The sequence below is a fragment of the Mesorhizobium sp. J428 genome (assembly GCF_024699925.1).
In the GTDB taxonomy this organism is placed as follows: domain Bacteria; phylum Pseudomonadota; class Alphaproteobacteria; order Rhizobiales; family Rhizobiaceae; genus Mesorhizobium_A.
Genome location: NZ_JAJOMX010000004.1, coordinates 1 through 19,770 on the forward strand (window position 1 = coordinate 1; position 19,770 = coordinate 19,770).

Sequence of the window (19,770 nt, forward strand, 5' to 3'; positions counted from 1 at the left end):
CATCGCCGGTTTCGCAGCGGCTGTCTTCGGCTTCCTTCGGGCTGACGGCGGCGTGATCGGGCGGCTTACTTGGCGCTCACCACCATCGCTGCACAATTCATCTTCCACTTCGCGGGCATCGCCAATCTGCCCTCGTCCTGGCTTGGGGGATCGAACGGGGTGACCGTGCCGCCGGCCACGCTGGATTGCGGATCGAGCGAAGGCGCGCAGCATTACCTATGCTGTTCGTTGCCGCGATCATGGTGGCCGGCGCCTTCGAATCGTCCGCCTGCGCTTCGGGCGTGCCTTCGTGGCGGTCCGCGACGACGACGTGGCCGCCGGCATCGCCGGGCATCAATGTCGCCGCCACCAAGGCCAACGCCTTCCTGATCGGCGCGCATTCTACGCCGGGGTGGGCGGCGGGCTTCGGGCCTACCTGATCCGCTTCGTCGGCGTGGATCAGTTCACCCTGTTCAACTCGGTGTTCTTCATAGCGATGATTATTGTTGGCGGCATGGGCTCTGTCGTCGGTGCGCTCATCGGGGTCTTCGTGATCCGCGTGATCCAGGGAGATCATCGCAACCGTTGGGCCGAACATTGCCGACAGCGTCACCTTCCTCGGCGGCGACATCGTCTTCGCGGGAATGAACGTGATCCTGGGCGGGGTCATTGCCCTCTTCATGATCCTCGAGCCCAAGGGACTGATGCATCGCTGGACCATCCTGAAGTCGTCTTACCGCATCTGGCCGTTCCCCTATTGACCAGGGCCGGCCCTCAACTGGGAGAAAGAAAATGACAACGTCGTTGAAATCGAGGTGCCGCACTCTTCTTGCGGCCCGGGCGCAATGGCACTGGCCGGCACTGCCGCTGAAGGCGCAGGAGGAAACCCGCTACAACGTGGCGCTCCTGTCGGACTTCTCGGGGCCTTATGCCGACATCATGCCGATCCCCCTCGCGGCGGGGCGCGAGAAGGTGATCGACTGGTGGAACGCCACCCGCGGCGCGCAACTGGGTGTGACGCTGAACTACAAGAACTACGAGACCCGCTATGACGCCGCCCAGGTGGCAAGCCTGGTGGCCCGGCATCAAGTCCGAACTCGAGGCCATCGCGGCCATCGGCCTCGGCGGCCCCGACGTCGCCGCACTGTCCGAGCGCCTGCCCGAGGACAAGATCCCGATGTTCATGGCCACCGCCGCGTACGGCTATGCGTGGAAACCGGACTCCTGGATTTTCAATCCCCGTCCCACCTACTCACACGAGAGTGCGGCTTCCTGAACTGGCTGCGCCGGGAAGCGGGGCGGTGATGGCCCCATCAAGGCGGCGATCATGGCCTCGGAGGCCTCGCCGGCCTACGTGGACATGGCCAGGGCCTGGAGAAATACGCCGAAGAGCACCCCGACGAGATCGAACTGGTTGAGGTGATCTATACGGAAGTGCAGCCGACCGATCTGACGGCGCAGATGCGCCTGGCACGCTCGGGCGCCGACGCCCTGATCATCCAGACCAACACTTCGATCGTAGTTGCCGCAAAGCGCGGCCTGCAGGCCAATGGCGCCGATGTGCCGATCATGATGAGTTCGCACAATGGCCTTCCCGCCTCGGGCAAAGCCCTGGGCGGCCTCGAACAGCTTGAAGGCGACTACGAAGCCTACGGCATGGCCATCGCGGCCGACGAGGATACGCCGCCCCGCCAGTTCTACCAGACCCTGTCCGACAGTTACGGCCTGAAGGCGCCTTGGAACGTAGTGACTGCCATGGGCATCTCCCAAGGGCTTTTGCCGTTACGGTGATCGAACATGCGATAGAAGCCAACGGTCCGGAGGGCCTGACCGGCGAGAAGGTGCGCGAGGCGCTTTTCGCAGAACCGATCACTACAGAAGAAACCCACGGTTTCCTTCCCACGCTGTCCTTCACGCCTGAGGCACCCTTCCCCCTGAAGGGACTTCAGGTCAACGTCGGCAGCGTGCGCGACGGCAAGATCGTGGTCGACGCCACCGGTGCCGCCATCCCCAACGTCGAGAAGTGGTGAGACCTGCCGGGCACCGCCCGCTCGTGGTGCCCGGCCCTATCCTAAGAACGGGGCAAGCGGCCGATGCTGGAACTTCACAATGTAGAGGTTACCTATTCCGATGTCATCCTTGCGCTGAAGGGCGTTTCCCTGAGCCTTCGGGAAGGGCAGTGCGTCGCGCTCCTTGGCGGCAACGGCGCCGGCAAGAGCACGACCCTCAAGGCAATCTCGGGCACGCTGAAATCCGAAGACGGAAAGGTGTCGGCCGGAGCAATCACCCTCGAGGGCACTCCGATCCATAACCTGGAAGCTTCGGAGGTTGTGCGGCGCGGCCTCATCCACGTGATGGAAGGCCGCCGCGTGCTGCGCCACATGACAGCGGAGCAGAACCTGATTGTCGGGGGACACATGGTGCCTGACCGGGCCGAGCTGAAGCGACGGCTCGATCACGTCTACATGCTGATGCCGCGCCTCGCTGACCTGAAGTCCCGCACGGCGGGCTTCATGTCGGGCGGCGAACAGCAGCTCCTTCTGATCGGCCGCGCGATGATGGCCCGGCCTAAGATCATCGCCATCGATGAGCCTTCGCTCGGCCTCGCTCCGCTGATGATCCGCGACGTCTACGAGGTGCTGAGCCGGCTGAAGGAGGAGGGCACGACCTTCTTTTTGGTTGAGCAGAACAGCGCCGCGGGGCTGGGATTGGCCGATTACGCCTATGTGCTGGAGAACGGCCGGGTGGTTCTCGACGGGCGCGCCGATAAGCTGGCCCAGAACGAGGACGTGAAGGAATTCTACCTCGGCGTGACCGCCTCAGGCGAACGCAAGAGTTATCGCGAGGTCAAGCACTACCGCCGGCGCAAGCGCTGGCTCGGATGATGAACAGGGGGAGGCATGAAACACATTCTCGACCTCAAGGGACGGACAGCGCTGGTGACCGGCGGTGGACAAGGCGTGGGGCGCCAGGTCGCCCTCTATCTGGCGCAGTTCGGCGCCGGCGCCGTTGTGATCAACGATTTCCACGCCGACCGCGCCGAAGCGGTGGCATCCGAGGTAGCGGCGCTCGGTGCGAAGGCGCTGCCCCTGGCCTTCGACGTCTCCGATTTCGAGGCCGTCGGCGGCGCGTTCGCCAGGGCGCGTGAGGCGCTGGGCGGGGTCGACATCCTGGTGAACAACGCCGGCAATGCAGGCCCGACCTCGCGCCTCGACGATTTGGTTCCTTTCTGGGAATCCGGTCCCGACGAGTGGCGACGCTGGTTGGCCACCAACTTAGACGGCGTGCTCAACTGCACCCGCCACGCCATGCCCGGCATGATCAAGGGCGGTTACGGTCGGATTGTCACCGTGATCTCGGACGCCGGCCGCGTCGGCGAACCGCACCTGGCTGTCTATTCCGGTGCCAAGGCCGGCGCTGCGGGCTTCATGCGCGCCATCGCCAAAGCCGGCGGCCGCTTCGGGATCACCGCCAACTGCGTTGCCCTCGGCGGCACACGGACCCCCGCGGTGACCGATCTGATCCCCGACGAAGCCGCTGAGAAAAAGGTCCTTTCGCAATACCTGATCCGTCGCCTCGGTGAACCGGAGGATCCGGCGGGCCTGATCCTCTTCCTCTGCTCGGACGCGGCGAGCTGGATCACCGGCCAGACCTATCCGGTCAACGGGGGATACTCGTTTGCGGTCTGACCTAGGGAAGGCGGGCCACTATCCGCGGCCCCGCCCCAGAACGCCGTCGGTATCGGCCCCAAGCTCCGGAGCCGGGCTACTTGGGCTGCTCTCGAACCCGTCGAACTTCAGAGGCTGAACCAGATGTGTCTCGCTCCCCCCGTCCGGCAGCGCCAGGGTCCGCAGCAGTCCGCGGGCGCGAACATGCGGATCGGCAAGGGTCTCGGTCAGGCTGTTGACCGGGCCCCAGGGCACGCCGGCCTTGTCGAACAGGAGGCCCCACGCGTCGCGCGCCCGGGTGACGATCACCGCGGCGATATCCTCGCGCAGCGCATCTTTTCGCGCTGCGCGGTCGCGGCCCTTCAGGCCGGCAAGCTTCGGCCTGCCGATCACCTCGCAGAAGGGGCGCCAGAACCAATCCTCATGCGCGATCGAAAGCGTTATGAGCTTGCCGTCGCCGCAGGTGAAGACGCCATAGGCCGGCTCGGCGATGAAGTTGCCCAGGGGAGTGCCGTTGGCCTCGGGTACCAGGAAGGCGGTGAGCATCGAAACCACGGCATCCGACATCGAAACGTCCACGTAGCGCCCCCGCCCCGTCCGCCGGGCCGAGATCGTGGCCGAGAGGACCGCGATGGCCGCGAACAGTGCCGCGCCTATATCGGCCAGGGGAACTCGCGGCACTTCGCCTGGCAGGCCCGCGTTGGCCTGCCCGGCCAGAAGCCCGCCCACGCCCTCGTAGCTCAGATCGTGGCCGGCCCGGTCGCGATAGGGCCCGTCCTGCCCGTATCCCGAGATCGACACGTAGACGAGGCGCGGATTGACCTTGCGCATCTCCTCGAACCCTGCCCCGAGAGCAGCGAGCTTGCCGGGGCGAAACCCCTCAACGATAACGTCCGTCTCCGCGGCCAATTCGCGGAACCGCGCCAGCTCTTGGGGCACCTTAAGGTCCAGGGCCACGCTCTTCTTGCCCCGGTTCAGCGCCTTGAACAGCGGCGCGAACTGCCGCGCCGGGTCGCCCATGCCCGGCCGCTCCACCATGATCACCTCGGCGCCCATGTCCGACAGCAGCATCGTGGCATAGGGGCCCGGAAACTGCTCGGCCAGACTCAGGATCCTCAGCCCTTCGAGCGGTGCGTTGCTCATCGCCGCCTCCCATCCTTGTTCCGCCCGCGTGCGGGCCCCTTATTCCACCGCGCGCGGCGCCGGAGATCAACCCCAAAAATCACCATTTTTTGCAATGTCTTCAGGAGGTTATGTTGACTGAAGATCGAAAGACCGTGTCGGTCGAACGCGTTGGGCAAACCCAGTGGATCACCTTTCGGCGCAGCGAGCAGATGAACGCGATGTCGATGCAGATGCTCGACGAGATGGCCGGGGCGCTTGTCCAGGCGATGACCGACGACGAGGTGCGCGCGGTGGCGCTCACCGGTTCGGGCCGCGCCTTCTGCGCCGGAGCCGATCTCAAGGAGGTGAGCGAGGCCGAGTTGAAGCCGGGCGAGCCGGATCTGCTCGATCGCGTTGATCACGCTTTCGGACTCATCCGCAGCGGCCCCAAGCCGGTGATCGCCGCGGTAAACGGCCTGACCCTGGCGGGCGGCCTGGAAATGGTGATGGCCTGCGATCTGGTGTTCGCAGCCGAAAGCGCAAAGCTCGGCGACGCCCATTCCAACTTCGGCGTCTTCCCCGGAGCCGGCGGCGCCGCCATTCTGCCGCGCCGGATCGGGCTCAACCGCGCAAAGTACCTCTTGTTCTCGGGCGAACACGTATCGGCCCGCGAGATGATGGACTGGGGGCTTGTGAACAAGGTCGTGCCCGATGACGAGCTACGCGACACGGTGCAGGCCTTCACCGATAAGCTTGCCGAGAAGAGCCCCGCCGTGCTGCGGCGGATGAAGGCCGTGGCGAACCGGGCGATGAACGTGGACGAGCCCGCCGCCCTGGCCGAGGAAATGCTGAACCTGCGTGCGCACATGCGCTCGTGGGACATCCGGGAAGGGCTCGCGGCCTTTGCCGAGAAACGCAAACCGCAATTCAGGGGCTACTGAGCCCGGAGGGAAGCTACGATGCAGGATATTTACGTAGTTGGCGTCGGAATGACGCCGTTCGGAAAGTTCCGCGACAAGTCGGTCAAGGACATGGCGCGCGAGGCCGTAAACGCCGCGCTCGAAGACGCCGGGCTTGCGGCCAACCGGATCGAGGGCGCCTTCTTCTCCAACGCCGTCCAAGGCCACATGGAAGGCCAGCACATGATCCGTGGCGAGATCGCGCTACGCGAGATGGGTATCCAGGGTATCCCGGTCGTTAACGTCGAGAATGCCTGTGCCAGCGCCTCGACCGCGTTCAAGCTGGCGATCGACTTCCTCAAGGCGGCCAATGGCGATTGCTGCCTTGCGGTCGGCGCCGAGAAGATGTATTCCGACGATCGGGCGCTGATGTTCTCGGCCTTCGACAGCGGCTGGGATGTTAGCAACGGCGAACAGGTCGCGCAGCGCCTGGCCGATCTGGGCGCTGGGGTCGAGGAACCCGAAGGCTCGAAATCGCCCAAGCCTTACAGCGTGTTCATGGATGTCTATGCCGGCTTCGCGCGGCTGCACATGAAGACCTTCGGCACAACGCAGGAACAATTCGCCGCCGTCGCCGCAAAGAACCATGCGCATTCCGCGCATAACCCGCTGGCCCAGTACCGTGATTCAATGAGCATTGAACAGGTTCTGGCCGCGCCGCCCATTTCCTACCCGCTGACCCTGCCGATGTGCGCCCCGATCTCCGATGGCGCGGCGGCAGCCCTGCTGTGCACCGGCGAGGGACTCAAGCGGCTGGGTCTCGATCCAGCGCGTGCGATCAAGGTCAAGGCGGCGATCCTGCGGTCCGGCACCGACCGTCCGCCCGAGGACTTCAAGAACCACCTGACCCGCCTTGCCGCGCTTCAGGCCTATGAACAGGCCGGACTTGGCCCCGAGGACATGTCCGTTGCCGAGGTGCATGACGCAACCGCCGTCGGCGAAGTTATCCAGATCGAGAACCTCGGGTTTGTCGAATTCGGAGAGGGTGGCCCGGCCAGCCTGCGCGGCGAGACGAAGATCGGCGGGCGCATCCCGGTGAACCCCTCGGGCGGGCTCGAATCCAAGGGCCACCCGGTCGGGGCCACCGGGATCGGGCAGATTTTCGAACTGGTCACGCAGCTGCGCGGGGAGGCCGGCGCGCGTCAGGTCGAGGGCGCGCAGAACGCAATCGCCGAGAACGGTGGCGGATTGCACGGAGTCGAGGAAGCCACCGCCTGCGTCACCATTTTGGGCCGCTAACACAGGTAGACAACAATGGAAAACGTGATCGCCGCCGCTCAGGCAATCTATACCGACGACCAGCGCATGTTGCTGGAGAACTTCCGCAAGATGGCCGAGGCCGAATTCGCCCCGCTGACGGAGAAATACGAAGCTCTGGGCCATCCGCCGGACGCGGACACGCTGAAAGGCTTGTTCGCCAAGGTCGAGGAGTTCGGACTGATCAGCGGCTTGATCCCCGAGGAAGATGGCGGCGCAGGCATGGACCGGATGAGCTACGGTATTCTGTATGAGGAACTGGCGCGCATCTGGCCCGACCTGGCGATCGCCGTTCTGATCCAGGGCCATGCCGCCTTCGCCCTCAGCCTTCTGGGCAGCCCCGAGCAGAAGGAGATTTATCTAAAGCCGCTTCTGCGCAGCGAGCGTATCGCCTGCACCTGCATCTCCGAGCCAGAGGTGGGCTCAAACGTACGCGAGGTGAAGTGTCGGGCCGCGCGCGAGGGCGAGAAAATCTTCATCAGTGGTCAAAAGTTGTGGATCTCGAACGGTGCACAGTCGGATTTCGCCATCGTGGTCTGCAATCTGGACGGCGGTATATCGATGGTGATCGTCGACCGCGACGCCGGCAAGTACGAAAGCCGCGAACTGCGCAAGCTGGGCCTGGTGGGCGCCTCGACTTGCGAACTCTTCTTCGACCGCGCCGAAACCACTTCGGACCGCGTGCTGGGCCAGCCCGGCGGTGGGCTCTTCCAAACACTGAAGTTGTTCGAGAGCGCGCGAGTCTTCGTTGGCCTCACCAGCATCGGGATCGGCCAGGCGGCTCTGGAATGCGCGGTGACCTATGCGAAGGAACGCCACCAGCACGGCAAGCCGATCGCCGGGCATCAGTTGATCCAGGGCTACCTGGCCGACATGGCCACCCAGCTCGACGCTGCTCGGCTTCTCTGCCAGCGCGGGTTGAAGCTTCTTGATCTTGGCGTCCGCTGCGACACTCAGACCTCGATGGCAAAGTGGTACGCCACAGAGATGGCTGTCGAGATCACCGGGAAGGCGGTGCAAATCCACGGCGGTAACGGGATCACCAAGGAATTCCCGGTAGAACGGCACTTCCGGAATGCCAAGGTGATGCCGATCCCCGATGGCACCACGGAAATCCAGAAGCTGGTGATCGGACGCAACCTCACCGGCGTCGGTGCGTTCTGATCCGGTGCCTGACACGGGGCTGCAGCTGCCCCTCAAACGTCATCCCAACGGCGGTCATGAGACCGGCAAATCTCTGGGGTCAGGCAGGCGCTCGGATTGATTATCGGAGCCGACGGTCGGTTCACGCTGCCGAAAAAATGCGGTGCCGTAGCGGATTGCGAAGTCCGCCATCGGTGTTCGCCTCTCGGAGAGACTGTTGGCGGCCCGGAGCCCAGCCGAATAGCGCTTTCGGGTATCGACTATCGCACTGCGGTTTGAGCGGACAAAGTCCAGGGGTTTCAATCCGAGGCTATGTAGCCGTAAGTCGAGAACTCGGCCACTCCAGGCGGGTCCTCATAAGAGCCTCTCGCCGTGGACGGCGAGAACGTCTATCCGGCCGAGATCGAGCGGGTGCTGCTGGCGCTGTAGCGCGACAATCTGGGTGAGAGGCGCATTGCTTCGCCAGAACTGTTCCTGAAGATCGAGCGGTTGCCGTATTAAAGATGTTCCCGGAGCGGTTCTGTTCGGGGACGGGAATGAGACGGATCAGCATGGGCACGCGAGACGAGCTACTGAAAGCCGTTGCAGGACGATATCGTGCCGCGTCGCGAGCCGAGAAGGGGTTGATCCTGACGGAGTTTGCCGAGATATCCGGGTATCATCGCAAGCATGTGGAACGGCTTCTTCGGTGTGACCCTGTCGTGGACCGATCGCAGCCCCGGCCCGGGCGGCGCATTTATGACGACGCCGTGCGAGAGGCTCTGGTCGTTGTCTGGGAAGCAGCTGACCGCATCTGCGGTGTCAATCGGCTCGGAATCGGGACCCTGGATAGGCGCCCAAAAGGGACCCCTTCGTAGGGCTCGACATTCAGCGCTCGCCGGGCGGAGTTGGTCCGGGTTGCGCAGCGCGGCGAGTGCGGATCGTTTGGACGGGATGATCAGGCGCGGTTCTTGAAGCGCCAGGATTCGTTGCCGGTCTCGATGATCTCGCAGTGGTGGGTGAGCCGGTCGAGCAGAGCGGTGGTCATCTTGGCGTCGCCGAAGACGGCGGGCCATTCCCCGAAGGCGAGGTTGGTGGTGACGATGATCGAGGTCCGTTCGTAGAGCCGGCTGATCAGGTGGAAGAGGAGCTGGCCGCCGGCCTGGGCGAAGGGGAGATAGCCCAGTTCGTCGAGCACGACGAAGTCGAGCCGGGTCAGGTAGTCGGTGATGCGCCCCTGCTTGCCGGAGCGGTGCTCGGTCTCGAGCCGGTTGACCAGATCGACGACGTTGAAGAAGCGGCCGCGGGCGCCACTGCGTATGAGGGCGCGGGCGATCGCGATGGCCAGATGCGACTTGCCCGTGCCGGTACCGCCGATGAGCACGGCGTTGCGCTGGTCGGCGACGAAGGCGCCGGTGGCGAGGTCGCGCACGAGCGTCTCGTTGACGGGCGTGCCGGCGAAGTCGAAGTCGTCGATGTCCTTGGCCAGCGGCAGCTTGGCGACGGTGAGCTGGTATTTGATGGAGCGCGCCTGCTTCTCGGCGATCTCGGCCGAGAGCAGGTCGCCGACGACCCTCGGCGGCTCGTGCTGACGCTTGATGGCGGTCGTCATGATCTCATCGTAGGCGCTGCGCATGCCGTAGAGCTTCAGCGTTCCCATCAGGTCCAGAACCTGGGTGCGTTCCATCAGCTTGCCCTCCTGAGGCTGTCGTAGCGGGCGCAGTCCGCCCGCGGCTCGATCGCCAAGCGCAGTGCGTCGGGTGTGAGGATGGTGACGGCCGGCGCCGGATCGCGGCGCCGGGCCAGGATGTTGAGAATGACGGCGCACGAGCAGACGTTCTCGGCAAGCGCCTGCTGGCAGGCGCTCTCGACGGCATCGAGCCCATCCGACAGCACCGCCGTCAGGATCGACACCATCTGACGGTCGCCGTCGTCGGCAGCCTTCAGCCGGCGCCTGACCCGCTCCATCGCCGACGGCAGTTCCCAGCCCTGGAATGGCGCACCGTTGCGCAGCGCGACGGGCTTGCGCGCCAGCACCGGGACGTAGTGCCACGGATCGTAGACGGTCTGGTTGCGGCCGAACGAGCGGGCATGCTCGCCCACGATCGTGCCGTCCTGGCGCACGACGATGCGATCGGCATAGGCCTGGATCTCGACTGGCCGACCGACCGCGGTCGAGAGCACCGAGTACTTGTTGTTGTCGAAGCGCACGGTGCAGGTCTTCGTGACGGAGGCGGGAACCGTGTGGAAGCCGTCGAAAGGGCCGCGATACTCGACCAGCTTGCCGCGCTCCTCCTCGAACACGTCCCAGATGGTGCGCTCCGGCTGGTCGACATGGCGGTGGGCCTTGGCGTAGGCCACGCACTTGTCGAGCAGCCAGGCGTTCAGCTCCTCGTAGCTCCTGAAGCGCAGCCGAGGCGTGAAGAAGCGCTCCCTCACCAGGCCAACCTGGTTCTCGACCTGCCCCTTCTCCCAGCCGGACGCCGGCGTGCAGGCGACGGGCTGGACCAGATAGTGGCTGCACATCTGCAGGAAGCGACGGTTGTATTGCCGCTCCTTGCCGACGAAGACCGTCTCCACCGCCGTCTTCATGTTGTCGTAGATACCGCGCGTGCAGGCGCCGCCGAAGAAGGCGAAGGCCCGGTCGTGAGCGTCGAACACCATCTCCTGCGTCTCGCGCGGATAGGCCCGCACGAACATCATGCGGCTGTGGCAAAGCCGGACGTGGGCGACCTTCACGGTCACCGTCACGCCAGCGAGCAGGACGATCTCGTGGCTCCAGTCGAACTGGTAGGCGTCGCCCGGGGGATAGAACAGCGGCACGTAGGCCTCAGCTGTCGCCCCCCGAACCTTCTCCCGGCTCTTGGCGTAGCGCCGGATCGCGTCGTAGCTGCCTTCGTAGCCCAGCGACCGCAGTTCCTCATAGATGCGGATCAGCGTCAGCCGCTCGCGCTTCTGCTTCGCGTCGTTGCCGTCCAGCAGAGCATCGAGCTGCACCTGCCATGGGCCGATCTTCGGCTTCGGCTGGTGCTGACGCTCATACCGGAACTCAGTTGCATCGGAACGAAGAACCTTGCGGACCACCTTCCGCGATATCCGCAACTCGCGGCAGATCTCCTTGATCGACTTCCCTTGAACCAGCGACAGCCGGCGTATCTTCGCAATCGTCTCCACGACCAACATCCAAAACAACTGCCTCCGATCAAACCGGAGGCAGTGTGAAACACCCGCCGCTACAGGGGGCCCTTTTGGATGCCGATCACCCCTGAAACGGGGTCCTTATTCCACGCCGAAACACATCTGCGGAAAGCGGTTGAAGCCCCTGGTCCCGCTGCTGGTTGCAGCGATGGAGCGGCATGGCCACCTTGCGCTGGACGAGATTGTCCGCACCCGGTTGCTTGCGATCAGCGCGTCCACGATTGACCGGGTTCTCGCCCCGGTCCGGGCCGGCGGGCCGGGCAGCAAACGTGGGTCGACCGCACATTCCTCGGCGGTACGTCGCAGCGTGCCCATCCGGACTTACGCGGACTGGAACGATCCCGCGCCCGGGCATGGAGGCGGATCTCGTTGCCCACAGCGGCCCGTCGGCGAGCGGGAACTTCGTGCAGACGCTGACCCTGACCGACGTGGCGACAGGATGGACGGAATGTGCGCCGCTGCTGTTTCGAGAGCAGCGCCTGCTCGGTGAGGTGATGACCGCATTGCGCCCTGCGCTGCCGTTTCCTCTGCTCGGGTTTGATACGGACAACGACAGCGTCTTCATGAACGAGACCATCAAGGGCTGGTGCGAGGCTGCGCAGGTCGCATTCACCCGCTCGCGGCCGTATCGCAAGAACGACCAGGCTTACGTCGAGCAGAAGAACGGCGCGATCGTGCGTCGGATGGTGGGTTACCGCAGATATGCCGGCATTGTCGCGGCCAGGGAACTGGCGCACCTCTACAGCCGGATGCGGCTCTACGTGAACTTCTTCCAGCCTTCGTTCAAGTTGATGGAGAAGACCCGCGACGGCGCCCGCGTGACGAAGCGGTATCACCCGCCGCTGACACCGTTCCAGCGCGTGCAGGCCCATCCCGCCATAGCGCAGGCGGCCAAGGACGCACTTGCGGCGCAGTTCAGGGGCCTCGATCCGGTGAAGCTGCTCCACGAGATCCGCCAGGCGCAGGCTCGGTTGACCGCGCTGGCCGATGCGACCCCCGCCGCGGATGGCGATGACGCCAAGGCGGACGTCGCAGCCTTCCTCCACGGTCTCCGCAATGCCTGGAAGGACGGCGAGATCAGGCCCACATCCCGGAAAAAGCCGCCAACTCCCCGAGGGCGCCGCCGCCCCGACCCGCTGGCCGAGGTTACCGAGGACCTCAAGGAATGGTTCGAAGAGGATCCCGCCCAGACCGGACGAGAGCTCCTGGGCAGGCTTCAGGCGGCTCATCCGGACACCTTCCCGGATGGCTTGATCCGCACGGTGCAGCGTCGCGTGAAGATATGGAGAAGAGACGTGGCCCGGGCACTGGTGTTCGGCGCGCACGGAAATATGTCGCGCCCCATTCCCCCTGACGCGCTCCGCAATTTGGAGGCTTCACGCGTCAGGGGGCATGGGGAACCGCAAGAAGCTGGCGACCACCACGGTGAGAACGTCCAGGAACAATTGACTGAGGCAACCATATGATCCCTTAGGAACATGGTTCGATGAGGCAATACGCGCTCTCACGTTGATTGCCGCGCCGCATGGCGCATCCGCAGGTGATCGATGCCGCCGTCATAAAGGCCGGGGACCTGCGCTGGGGCGAACGCCCGGTGGCCTTCGTGGCACGGCACGTCGACGGCCCCGATGCCGACGAGCTGATGCGGCTTTGCCGCGATCAACTGGCCGGCTAAACGGCCGCGCGAGATCCGCTTCATCGCTTGCGAAGACTTCCCGCGCTCGACCAGCGGCAAGATCCAGCGCCACGTCCTGGAGACCTGGATCGAGCGCGAGGCCAACTGAGGCCTGCCTCGACTGCGCCTATCCGCTGACACCCGTCCGTCCGAACAGCGCCATCAGCGTACCGGTCATCGTGGCGACCAGCTTCTCCGCCCCGCCCTTCAGCGCATGGGCGCGCGCCTCGCAGATGGTGAGGGTGCGACCCGGTTTGACCACCTCGGCCTGGAAGCGGAAGCACTCGCCGTCGGCTGGGTTGAGGAGGTTGATTTTGAACTCCACGGTCAGCACCGCCGCTTCGGCCGGCATCAGCGAGAAGGCGGCGTAGCCGCAAGCGCTGTCGAGCGCTGTCGAGACGATGCCGGCGTGAACGAAGCCGTGCTGCTGGGTCAGCGCGTCGTGGTGCGCCATCTCCAGAACGATGCGCCCGGGCGACAGGTCGGCAATGGTGATGCCCAGCGTGTGCATCACCTTCTGGCGTCCGAAACTGTCGCGCACGCGTGCGTCGAAATCGGGGTTCTTCGGTTCGAAACCGGGCATGGCCTGTCTGCTCCTCGTCAGGGATCGATGAGCAGTCTTAGGCGGGTTTCGAGTCCCTGATCTTGGAAGAAACGGCCAGAGGGCCGCGCGCAGGCAAGGCGGCGGAGCACGCCCGGTGGGGCGTCGGCGAAGGCGCGGCAGGCGGCCGACATGTGCGACTGGTCGTAGTACCCTGCATCGAGCGCCAGTTCGCTTAACGCCTGATCGCGCGCCGCAAGCCCGTCCAGCAGGGTCCGGAAACGCCGGGTGGCGGCGAGCCGCCGTCGCGACATGCCGGTGGTCGCGCGAACGCAACGCCGTTCACTTCGCGCGCTGGCGGGGGCGGAGTGGCTGCCGGAGAAGGTCAGGTCGCAGGCGAGCTGGTCGAGTGCCGCAACAAGCGGCGCCCAGGCCTCACCGTTCCCCGTCACTGCCAGAAGAGCAAGGGTCAGCGCGTCCAGATTACCTTCGGAGGGGAGAAGGTGGGGCGCGGCGTCGAGGCGCATTCCGGCGATCGCGCCCTCGAAGGGCGCGCGGCGCGGGCTGAAGGCGGGGCGGGGCGGTTCGAGGTCGAGGCGCGGGCGGGGGCCGCGATCGGCTCCGCCGCGCAGCGTCAGGGAAAGCGTAAAGAGATCGGTGGCGAAGTGGCCGGTGCCGGGACCCGACAAGAGGCCGCAATCGCAGTAGACGAAGAAATGGTCGATCTGGGCGGGGGCCCCGGCCGGCGGCGCGAGCTCGAGATAAAGCGGCGCGGGCGCCGCCTTATCCGACGTAGGCATGCCTGTTCCCGGCCACAAAGTCGCGGAAGCGGCGCGCCGGGCGGCCGAGCACCTCGCTGACCGTGGTCTCAATGCCGGCGAGATAGCCCTTGGCTGCGAGCGAGGCCAACTCCACCATGGCGGCGGCGACGTCGGGGTGCATGCCGTTCGCAATCATGCTCGCCTTGGCCTGATTCGGCGGCAAGGAGGCGCATGTCACCGCGCGGCCTGTCGCCTCGCTGAGGAGAGAGGCGATCTCCTCGCCGGTCAACGCCTCCGCGCCCGTCAGGCCATAGGCCTTGCCAGCATGGCCCGCGCCAAGCAGCGCCTCGACCGCCACATCGGCGATGTCACCGGCGTCGACCCACGCCACCGGCCCACCCAGATCGTCATAATAGACGCCATCGGAGACGATGTTTTCAGCCTGCCACAGAAGGTTTTGCATGAAATAGGTGGGCTGAACTAAGGTCCAGTCCATGCCGCTGTCCTTCAGCAGTTCCTGGCTTTCGGAATGCCACATCCCGAAGGTCAGCCGCGCCCTGGGCGAAGCACCGAGTCCGGTGGACATGACCACATGGCGCACGCCCGCCGCCTTGGCCGCGGCGATGGCATTGGCCTTCCAGCGGCGCATGTCCTGATGCGGCGGCGTCACGAGATAGGCCTTCTCCGCCCCTTGGCAGGCGCGTTCCAAAGCGTCGCGGTCGCCGAAATCCGCCACGGCGGCATCGCAACCCTTCGCCACCAACGCCGCAGCCTTCGCAGGCTGGCCGGTGACGGCACGCAGCCTCGCGCCCCTGGTGAGAAGCGCTTCCACCAGTGGCACGCCGGTGGTGCCCGTGGCTCCGAAAACCGTGATCATGGCTTGTCCTTTCTCAGGGCCGCGATGGCCTCCATCGTTTCGGGATTGCTGATCGAGGAGAGGTCGCCCGGATCCTCGTCCAGGAAGGCGGCGCGCACGATCCGGCGCATCGTCTTCATGCTGCGGGTCTTGGGCAGCGCCTCGACGAAATGGATCTCGCTCGGGCGGAAGGGCCTCGAAACCACCTCGCCGACGCGGTCCTTGAGCTGCTCGACGAGCCTGTCATCGGGCGTCACACCGGGCGCCGTGACGCAGATGCAAATCACCGTTGTACCCTTTATGGGGTCGGGGACGGGTATCGCCGCTGCATCCACAACTTTCCCCGTTTCGGTCAGCGCCGCCTCGATCTCCGGTGGCCCGATGCGCTTGCCGGCAATGTTCAGCGTGTCATCGGAACGGCCGAGGATAAACCAGGTGCCGTCCGGATCGCGCCGCGCCCAGTCGCCATGGCGCCAGATGCCGGGAAACGTGGACCAGTAGGTGTCGAGATAGCGCTTTTTGTTGCCCCAGATCGTCGGCGTCAGCCCCATCGGCGGCCGGGTGACGACCAATTCGCCGACCTCGCCCGGCGCAGCCTCGCTGCCGTCCACGCGCAGCACCTTGGCACCGACGCCCAGCGCCTGACCCGAAAAGCCACCCGGCTTCACCTCGTGAAGCTACGGTCGAGGTAAGAATTGCGCCGAAGAGCTCGGTTCCACCCGAAATGTTGAGCGGTACCGCGTGGTGCCGGCAGATATGCTCCAGGTGCCAAAGCCAGGCATCTTCGGTCCAGGGCTCTCCGGTCGAGGCGACGATACGCAGTGCGGAAAGATCGCCCCCCGCAGCGGCGCGGGATCCTGCGTCATGAATTGCCGCACCAGCGTTGGGGCAACGCCCATATGAGTAACTTTGTTCTCGGCGGCCAGCCGCAGTAGGCGGAAGGGATCGCCCGGCATCGAGGGCGCTCCTTCGGCGAGCACCAACGTGGCGCCCGCAAGCAGCACCGAAATCAGCGTGAGGGGCCCCATCACCCAACCCATGTCCGTCATCCAAAGATGCCGATCATCGGGCTTTAGATCGAGACACAGCAGAAAATCGGCCGTGGCCTTGGCCTGTACGCCCAAATTCGTGTGAACCACCCCCTTGGGCTTGCCGGTGGTGCCCGAGGTGTAGGCGATGAGCAGCGGTGCGTCGGTCTCCACCGGATGCGCCGGCCGCGTCGCGTCGGCCTTAGCGACGGTTTCCTGCCAGTCGAGATCGCGGGCCGGATCGGCCACTGGGCCGCCGAAGCGCCGCAGGCTGAACACGGTATGCACCGAGGGCACCTCCGCCAGTGCCTCGGCCAGGGTGGCTTCCATCCAGACCGGCTTGCCCCGCCGGGGCGTCGCATCCGCAGTCAGCACGGCAACGGCACGGGCGTCGTTCAGGCGGGTGACGATGGCATGCGGCGCAAACCCGGAAAATAGCGGGACCGCTACGGCGCCCAGCCGCGCGATGCCCAGAAGCGCGGCCTCGATTTCGGGGATCATCGGCATGTAGATGCCGACGCCCTGGCTGGGCCTCACTCCACGCGCCGAGAGGGCGGAGGCAACGCGCGCGGCTTCCTCGGCAAGCCGGGAATAGCTCCATTGCTGGCGGCTGCCGTCTTCGTCCACCCAGTCGATCGCTGTCTTATCGCCGAGCCCCTTCTCGATGTGCGCGTCGAGACAGGTTTCGGTGAGATTCAGTGCGCCGCCGATTCCCCAGCGGATGTTCTCCGGTCCGTCGCCGATCTCGCGCAGACGGTGCATGCGGGCGGGCGAATCGAATGCGGGTGAGGTCGAGAATCTGCGTCCAGAACCAATCCGGGTCACTGTCTGCGCGTTCGACCAATTCCTCGTAGTTCGCAACGCCACAACGGTCCATGAATGCCGCGAGCGCATTTGTTTCCTTGATGGTTTGGTCGGCCTCGAACATTACGGATCTTCTGACCTAAAAAAGGGGCCGCACTGAATGCGGCCAGGTGGGGAGGAAACCTTGACATCGTTTGGAACCGGAAAGCACCGCCGGGCTGTCAACCGTGCATTGACAGCCCGCCCGATACGGAAATGACCTGTCCGGTTATGAATCCGGCATCGTCCGAGGCGAGGAAACACACAATCCCGGGATAGTCCGTCGGCTGGGCGAGACGTCTCATGGGGATCGCCCGTTTAAGGCCTTCCGCAATCTTCTCTCCGGCTTCGCCCTTGGCGACTTCTGCGAATAGCGGGGTGTCTGTCGGACCGGGCGCGACCGCGTTGAGCTGAATGCCCTTGCGGGCCAGTTCCCGCGCGACGGTCTTGGTAAAGGAAATGATGCCGCCTTTGCAGGCCGAATAGACCGCCTCGCCCGAGGAGCCGACGCGGCCCGCATCCGAACTGATGTTCACGACGCGGCCGGACCCATTCCTTACCATTCCCGGAAGAACAGCATGATGCATGTGAAGAGGGCCGTAGAGGTTGATGTCTATGATCTTCTTCCACAGATCAAGATCGGTCTCGAGGAACGGCTTGATCTCATCCCATCCGGCGTTGTTGACCAGAACGTCGATCGGCCCGCCGGCCTCGAACTCGGCCACTGCGGCGTCCACTGCCTTGCGGTCGGTGATGTCGACGGTGTAAGCACGCGCCTTGCCGCCTGCATCTTCGATCGTTCCGACGGTTTGCCGGGCACCTTCTTCATTGAGGTCGAAAACCGCAACCTCGGCTCCTTCCTCGGCGAAGCGGGTGCAGATCGCCCGCCCGATTCCGCTTCCGCCACCCGTGACGATTACTCTCTTGCCTTTCAGTCCGCGCATTCCCGTTTCTCCTTTTGCCGGTGTCGCAGGCACCGTGGAATGACCGCGCATTCTAACGCTTGTTCGAATTACCTCAACTGATAAACTGATGTCCAGCGTCGAAAGAGAGATCCATGGAAGAAATCCTCCCCCATAGCCCCCGCGACGAGCCATACGGGAAATCGGTGCAGACGCGTCGCGCGATCCTCCTGGCGGCGGCGAAGCTGTTTAGCAAAGAGGGATACAACGCGACCACCATGCGGCGGATCGCCGAGGCGGCGAACCTGGAAGCCGGTAGCATCTACTATCATTTCGGCTCGAAGGATCAGATCCTGGACGAGGTCCTCGATATTGGGGTTAGACAACTCTACGAGCAAATTCGGGGGATCGTCGAACGGTCGGCGGCGGAAGGTGACCCATTCCGGAAAACGTTCGCGCAGCTTGTCGACACTCACCTTTGTTTCCTTTTGAAAGAAAGTGATTTCACTTCAGCGAATATCAGGAACTTCCCTATGCTGTCGGACAAGCGCCGCAGAGCGCATCGTCCCTTGCGAGAGGCCTATGCGCAGCTCTGGCGATCATTCTTGCAGCACCATCAGGACGATCTGCGTGGTGACATCTCGGTCACCCTGGTCAGCCAGTTCATCCTCGGAGCTATGAACTGGACAGCGGAATGGGCATGACAGCGAACGTTATCCGGTCAGTCTGCTGTCGGAACGCTTGTCGAAACTGCTGCTCGACGGCATGTGCACCAAACGTGGCGGAACGGTCAGAAAATCGGTCGAATCTCTTGACCTGACAGATGGACTCGAACCAGCGGGGAAGGCCGAACGAACCCGCCATCAAATCCTTCGCACGGCCGCCCAAATCTTGCGAGAGAGCGGCTACAAGGCCGCTACAATACGACGTGTCGCATCGGAAGCGGGCCTTGAGGCAGGCAGCGTCTACTACCATTTCGGCTCGAAGGAGGAAATTCTCGATGAGGTGCTCGACCTGGGCCTGCATGATCTCTTGAACGGCGTCAGCCATGCGGCCGCCATATGGCCGAACAAGGAAGATCATAGAAACCGGATCGCGACCGCGATCGCGACGCACATGGCATATTTGTTCCGTGCCAGCGAGTTTACCTCCGCCAACATCCGCATCTATGGGATGCTGCCGGAAGGGATCCGCTCGCGCCATCGGCCTGTTCGACACCAATACGCGAAGGTCTGGGATCGGCTGTTGCGCGAGGCGCAGACGGCCGGAGCCTTGCGCTCCGACATAAAGGTGGTTCCGCTACGGCAGGCCATGCTGGGCGCGCTGAATTGGACGGTCGAATGGTTCGATCCCGGCAAGGGCGACCAACGCGGATACTATACGCTTTCAGCTTTCACGGATCTGCTCATCAAAATGCTGCTGGACGGTATTTCGGCCAACGGCTCAGCCCCGAAGATCACATAATCGGGGCGCGAAGAATAGCCTCAGACCAATAGAAAATGATACAACCCTTCGGCCACCGGCCGGGAGTCGTCATCCTGCCAACAGGCCGTCCGCACGCTTGCCATGCGCTTGCCCTTCCGCGTCACTGTGGCTTCGGCCATCAGGGCCCCTTTGACCGCCGGGCGCAAGTAGTCAACCGTCAGATTGATCGGCTTGGGTGGCTGCAGATCGGGACCATGGCTTACGCTGATCGCGGCGACCGCCTCCATGAAGCTCGCGATGATTCCGCCATGGTAGTATTCCATGATCGGATTTCCGATCAGTCGTTCGGCGAAGGGCATCGTCGCGGCCGCATGCGTTTCAGCAAGCTCGGTGATCATGAAGTCGAGAAACTGGAAGAACGGGTACTTTCCTGAGCTGCTGAGTTGCCAGAT

The 19,770-nt window shown here is 64.4% G+C and carries 21 protein-coding genes and 2 pseudogenes; 13 read left to right on the forward strand and 10 right to left on the reverse strand.

What is annotated here, in order from left to right; translation table 11 throughout:
- Positions 1-310 precede the first annotated feature (310 nt).
- The 6 genes from LRS09_RS30475 to LRS09_RS27445 all read left to right on the forward strand — a co-directional run bounded on the left by LRS09_RS30475 (position 311) and on the right by LRS09_RS27445 (position 3,668).
- Complete coding sequence (locus LRS09_RS30475; RefSeq protein ID WP_374684950.1) at positions 311-775, forward strand: hypothetical protein; 465 nt, start codon at positions 311-313, stop codon at positions 773-775.
- Positions 776-1,027: 252 nt separating this feature from the next.
- Entirely contained in the window at positions 1,028-1,255 is a 228-nt protein-coding gene (locus LRS09_RS27425) for a hypothetical protein (RefSeq protein ID WP_257810402.1), read from the forward strand.
- A 158-nt stretch (positions 1,256-1,413) separates the two neighbouring features.
- Positions 1,414-1,770 carry a hypothetical protein gene (locus LRS09_RS27430; protein WP_374684944.1) on the forward strand — a complete coding sequence of 119 codons (357 nt, stop codon included), beginning with the start codon at positions 1,414-1,416 and terminating at the stop codon, positions 1,768-1,770.
- The gene (locus LRS09_RS27435) at positions 1,767-2,009 is read left to right on the forward strand and encodes a hypothetical protein (protein ID WP_257810403.1); all 243 of its coding nucleotides are present in this window, start codon (positions 1,767-1,769) and stop codon (positions 2,007-2,009) included. The genes LRS09_RS27430 and LRS09_RS27435 overlap by 4 nt, the downstream gene beginning before the upstream one ends.
- A gap of 63 nt (positions 2,010-2,072) precedes the next feature.
- Positions 2,073-2,864: an ABC transporter ATP-binding protein gene (locus tag LRS09_RS27440; protein ID WP_257810404.1), complete on the forward strand. Its 792-nt coding sequence runs from the start codon at positions 2,073-2,075 to the stop codon at positions 2,862-2,864.
- Positions 2,865-2,879: 15 nt separating this feature from the next.
- Positions 2,880-3,668 carry an SDR family NAD(P)-dependent oxidoreductase gene (locus LRS09_RS27445; protein WP_257810405.1) on the forward strand — a complete coding sequence of 263 codons (789 nt, stop codon included), beginning with the start codon at positions 2,880-2,882 and terminating at the stop codon, positions 3,666-3,668.
- An 18-nt stretch (positions 3,669-3,686) separates the two neighbouring features.
- On the opposite strand, the gene LRS09_RS27450 is transcribed toward LRS09_RS27445, so the two are convergent.
- Positions 3,687-4,790, reverse strand: coding sequence for a CaiB/BaiF CoA-transferase family protein (locus LRS09_RS27450; RefSeq protein ID WP_257810406.1), 1,104 nt, complete (start codon positions 4,788-4,790; stop codon positions 3,687-3,689).
- Between the two features lie 110 nt (positions 4,791-4,900).
- Here LRS09_RS27450 and LRS09_RS27455 point away from each other — a divergent pair, with 110 nt between their 5' ends.
- Genes LRS09_RS27455 through LRS09_RS27465 form a run of 3 tightly spaced genes read left to right on the forward strand, consistent with a single transcriptional unit; the run spans position 4,901 to position 8,131 of the window.
- Positions 4,901-5,692 carry an enoyl-CoA hydratase/isomerase family protein gene (locus LRS09_RS27455; RefSeq protein ID WP_257810631.1) on the forward strand — a complete coding sequence of 264 codons (792 nt, stop codon included), beginning with the start codon at positions 4,901-4,903 and terminating at the stop codon, positions 5,690-5,692.
- A gap of 18 nt (positions 5,693-5,710) precedes the next feature.
- On the forward strand, positions 5,711-6,949 hold the full coding sequence (locus tag LRS09_RS27460) for a thiolase family protein (protein ID WP_257810407.1): 1,239 nt from the start codon (positions 5,711-5,713) through the stop codon (positions 6,947-6,949).
- A 15-nt stretch (positions 6,950-6,964) separates the two neighbouring features.
- Positions 6,965-8,131, forward strand: a complete 1,167-nt coding sequence (locus LRS09_RS27465; protein ID WP_257810410.1) for an acyl-CoA dehydrogenase family protein — start codon at positions 6,965-6,967, stop codon at positions 8,129-8,131.
- 916 nt (positions 8,132-9,047) lie between these two features.
- Here the strand turns inward: LRS09_RS27465 and istB are convergent.
- Together istB and istA are read right to left on the reverse strand one after the other, a co-directional pair.
- Positions 9,048-9,776, reverse strand: a complete 729-nt coding sequence (gene istB / locus LRS09_RS27470) for an IS21-like element helper ATPase IstB (RefSeq protein ID WP_257810411.1) — start codon at positions 9,774-9,776, stop codon at positions 9,048-9,050.
- Positions 9,706-11,272 (reverse strand): annotated as a pseudogene (gene istA / locus LRS09_RS27475) (IS21 family transposase). Before istA ends, istB begins: the two are co-directional and overlap by 71 nt.
- A gap of 115 nt (positions 11,273-11,387) precedes the next feature.
- Between istA and LRS09_RS27480 the strand changes: the two are divergent.
- Together LRS09_RS27480 and LRS09_RS30480 are read left to right on the forward strand one after the other, a co-directional pair.
- A pseudogene (locus tag LRS09_RS27480) lies at positions 11,388-12,639 on the forward strand (hypothetical protein); the annotation flags it as partial.
- Positions 12,640-12,812: 173 nt separating this feature from the next.
- Entirely contained in the window at positions 12,813-12,962 is a 150-nt protein-coding gene (locus tag LRS09_RS30480) for a hypothetical protein (RefSeq protein WP_374684945.1), read from the forward strand.
- A gap of 127 nt (positions 12,963-13,089) precedes the next feature.
- Here the strand turns inward: LRS09_RS30480 and LRS09_RS27490 are convergent, their stop codons facing one another.
- The 6 genes from LRS09_RS27490 to LRS09_RS27515 form a co-directional block, all read right to left on the reverse strand.
- Positions 13,090-13,545, reverse strand: coding sequence for a PaaI family thioesterase (locus LRS09_RS27490; RefSeq protein ID WP_257810413.1), 456 nt, complete (start codon positions 13,543-13,545; stop codon positions 13,090-13,092).
- A gap of 17 nt (positions 13,546-13,562) precedes the next feature.
- Positions 13,563-14,303, reverse strand: coding sequence for a helix-turn-helix domain-containing protein (locus LRS09_RS27495; RefSeq protein WP_257810415.1), 741 nt, complete (start codon positions 14,301-14,303; stop codon positions 13,563-13,565).
- Positions 14,287-15,141 (reverse strand): NAD(P)H-binding protein, encoded by an 855-nt coding sequence (locus tag LRS09_RS27500; protein WP_257810417.1) that lies wholly within the window; start codon positions 15,139-15,141, stop codon positions 14,287-14,289. The genes LRS09_RS27495 and LRS09_RS27500 overlap by 17 nt, the downstream gene beginning before the upstream one ends.
- Positions 15,138-15,788 (reverse strand): AMP-binding protein, encoded by a 651-nt coding sequence (locus tag LRS09_RS27505; RefSeq protein WP_257810418.1) that lies wholly within the window; start codon positions 15,786-15,788, stop codon positions 15,138-15,140. Before LRS09_RS27505 ends, LRS09_RS27500 begins: the two co-directional genes overlap by 4 nt.
- Before the next feature lie 9 nt (positions 15,789-15,797).
- Positions 15,798-16,910: an acyl-CoA synthetase gene (locus tag LRS09_RS27510; RefSeq protein ID WP_257810420.1), complete on the reverse strand. Its 1,113-nt coding sequence runs from the start codon at positions 16,908-16,910 to the stop codon at positions 15,798-15,800.
- A gap of 263 nt (positions 16,911-17,173) precedes the next feature.
- Positions 17,174-17,935, reverse strand: coding sequence for a glucose 1-dehydrogenase (locus LRS09_RS27515; RefSeq protein ID WP_173194957.1), 762 nt, complete (start codon positions 17,933-17,935; stop codon positions 17,174-17,176).
- A gap of 113 nt (positions 17,936-18,048) precedes the next feature.
- Here LRS09_RS27515 and LRS09_RS27520 point away from each other — a divergent pair, with 113 nt between their 5' ends.
- Entirely contained in the window at positions 18,049-18,597 is a 549-nt protein-coding gene (locus tag LRS09_RS27520) for a TetR/AcrR family transcriptional regulator (RefSeq protein ID WP_257810422.1), read from the forward strand.
- Positions 18,598-18,634: 37 nt separating this feature from the next.
- Positions 18,635-19,357 (forward strand): TetR/AcrR family transcriptional regulator, encoded by a 723-nt coding sequence (locus tag LRS09_RS27525; RefSeq protein WP_257810427.1) that lies wholly within the window; start codon positions 18,635-18,637, stop codon positions 19,355-19,357.
- Positions 19,358-19,377: 20 nt separating this feature from the next.
- Here the strand turns inward: LRS09_RS27525 and LRS09_RS27530 are convergent, their stop codons facing one another.
- Complete coding sequence (locus tag LRS09_RS27530) at positions 19,378-19,770, reverse strand: PaaI family thioesterase (protein ID WP_257810632.1); 393 nt, start codon at positions 19,768-19,770, stop codon at positions 19,378-19,380.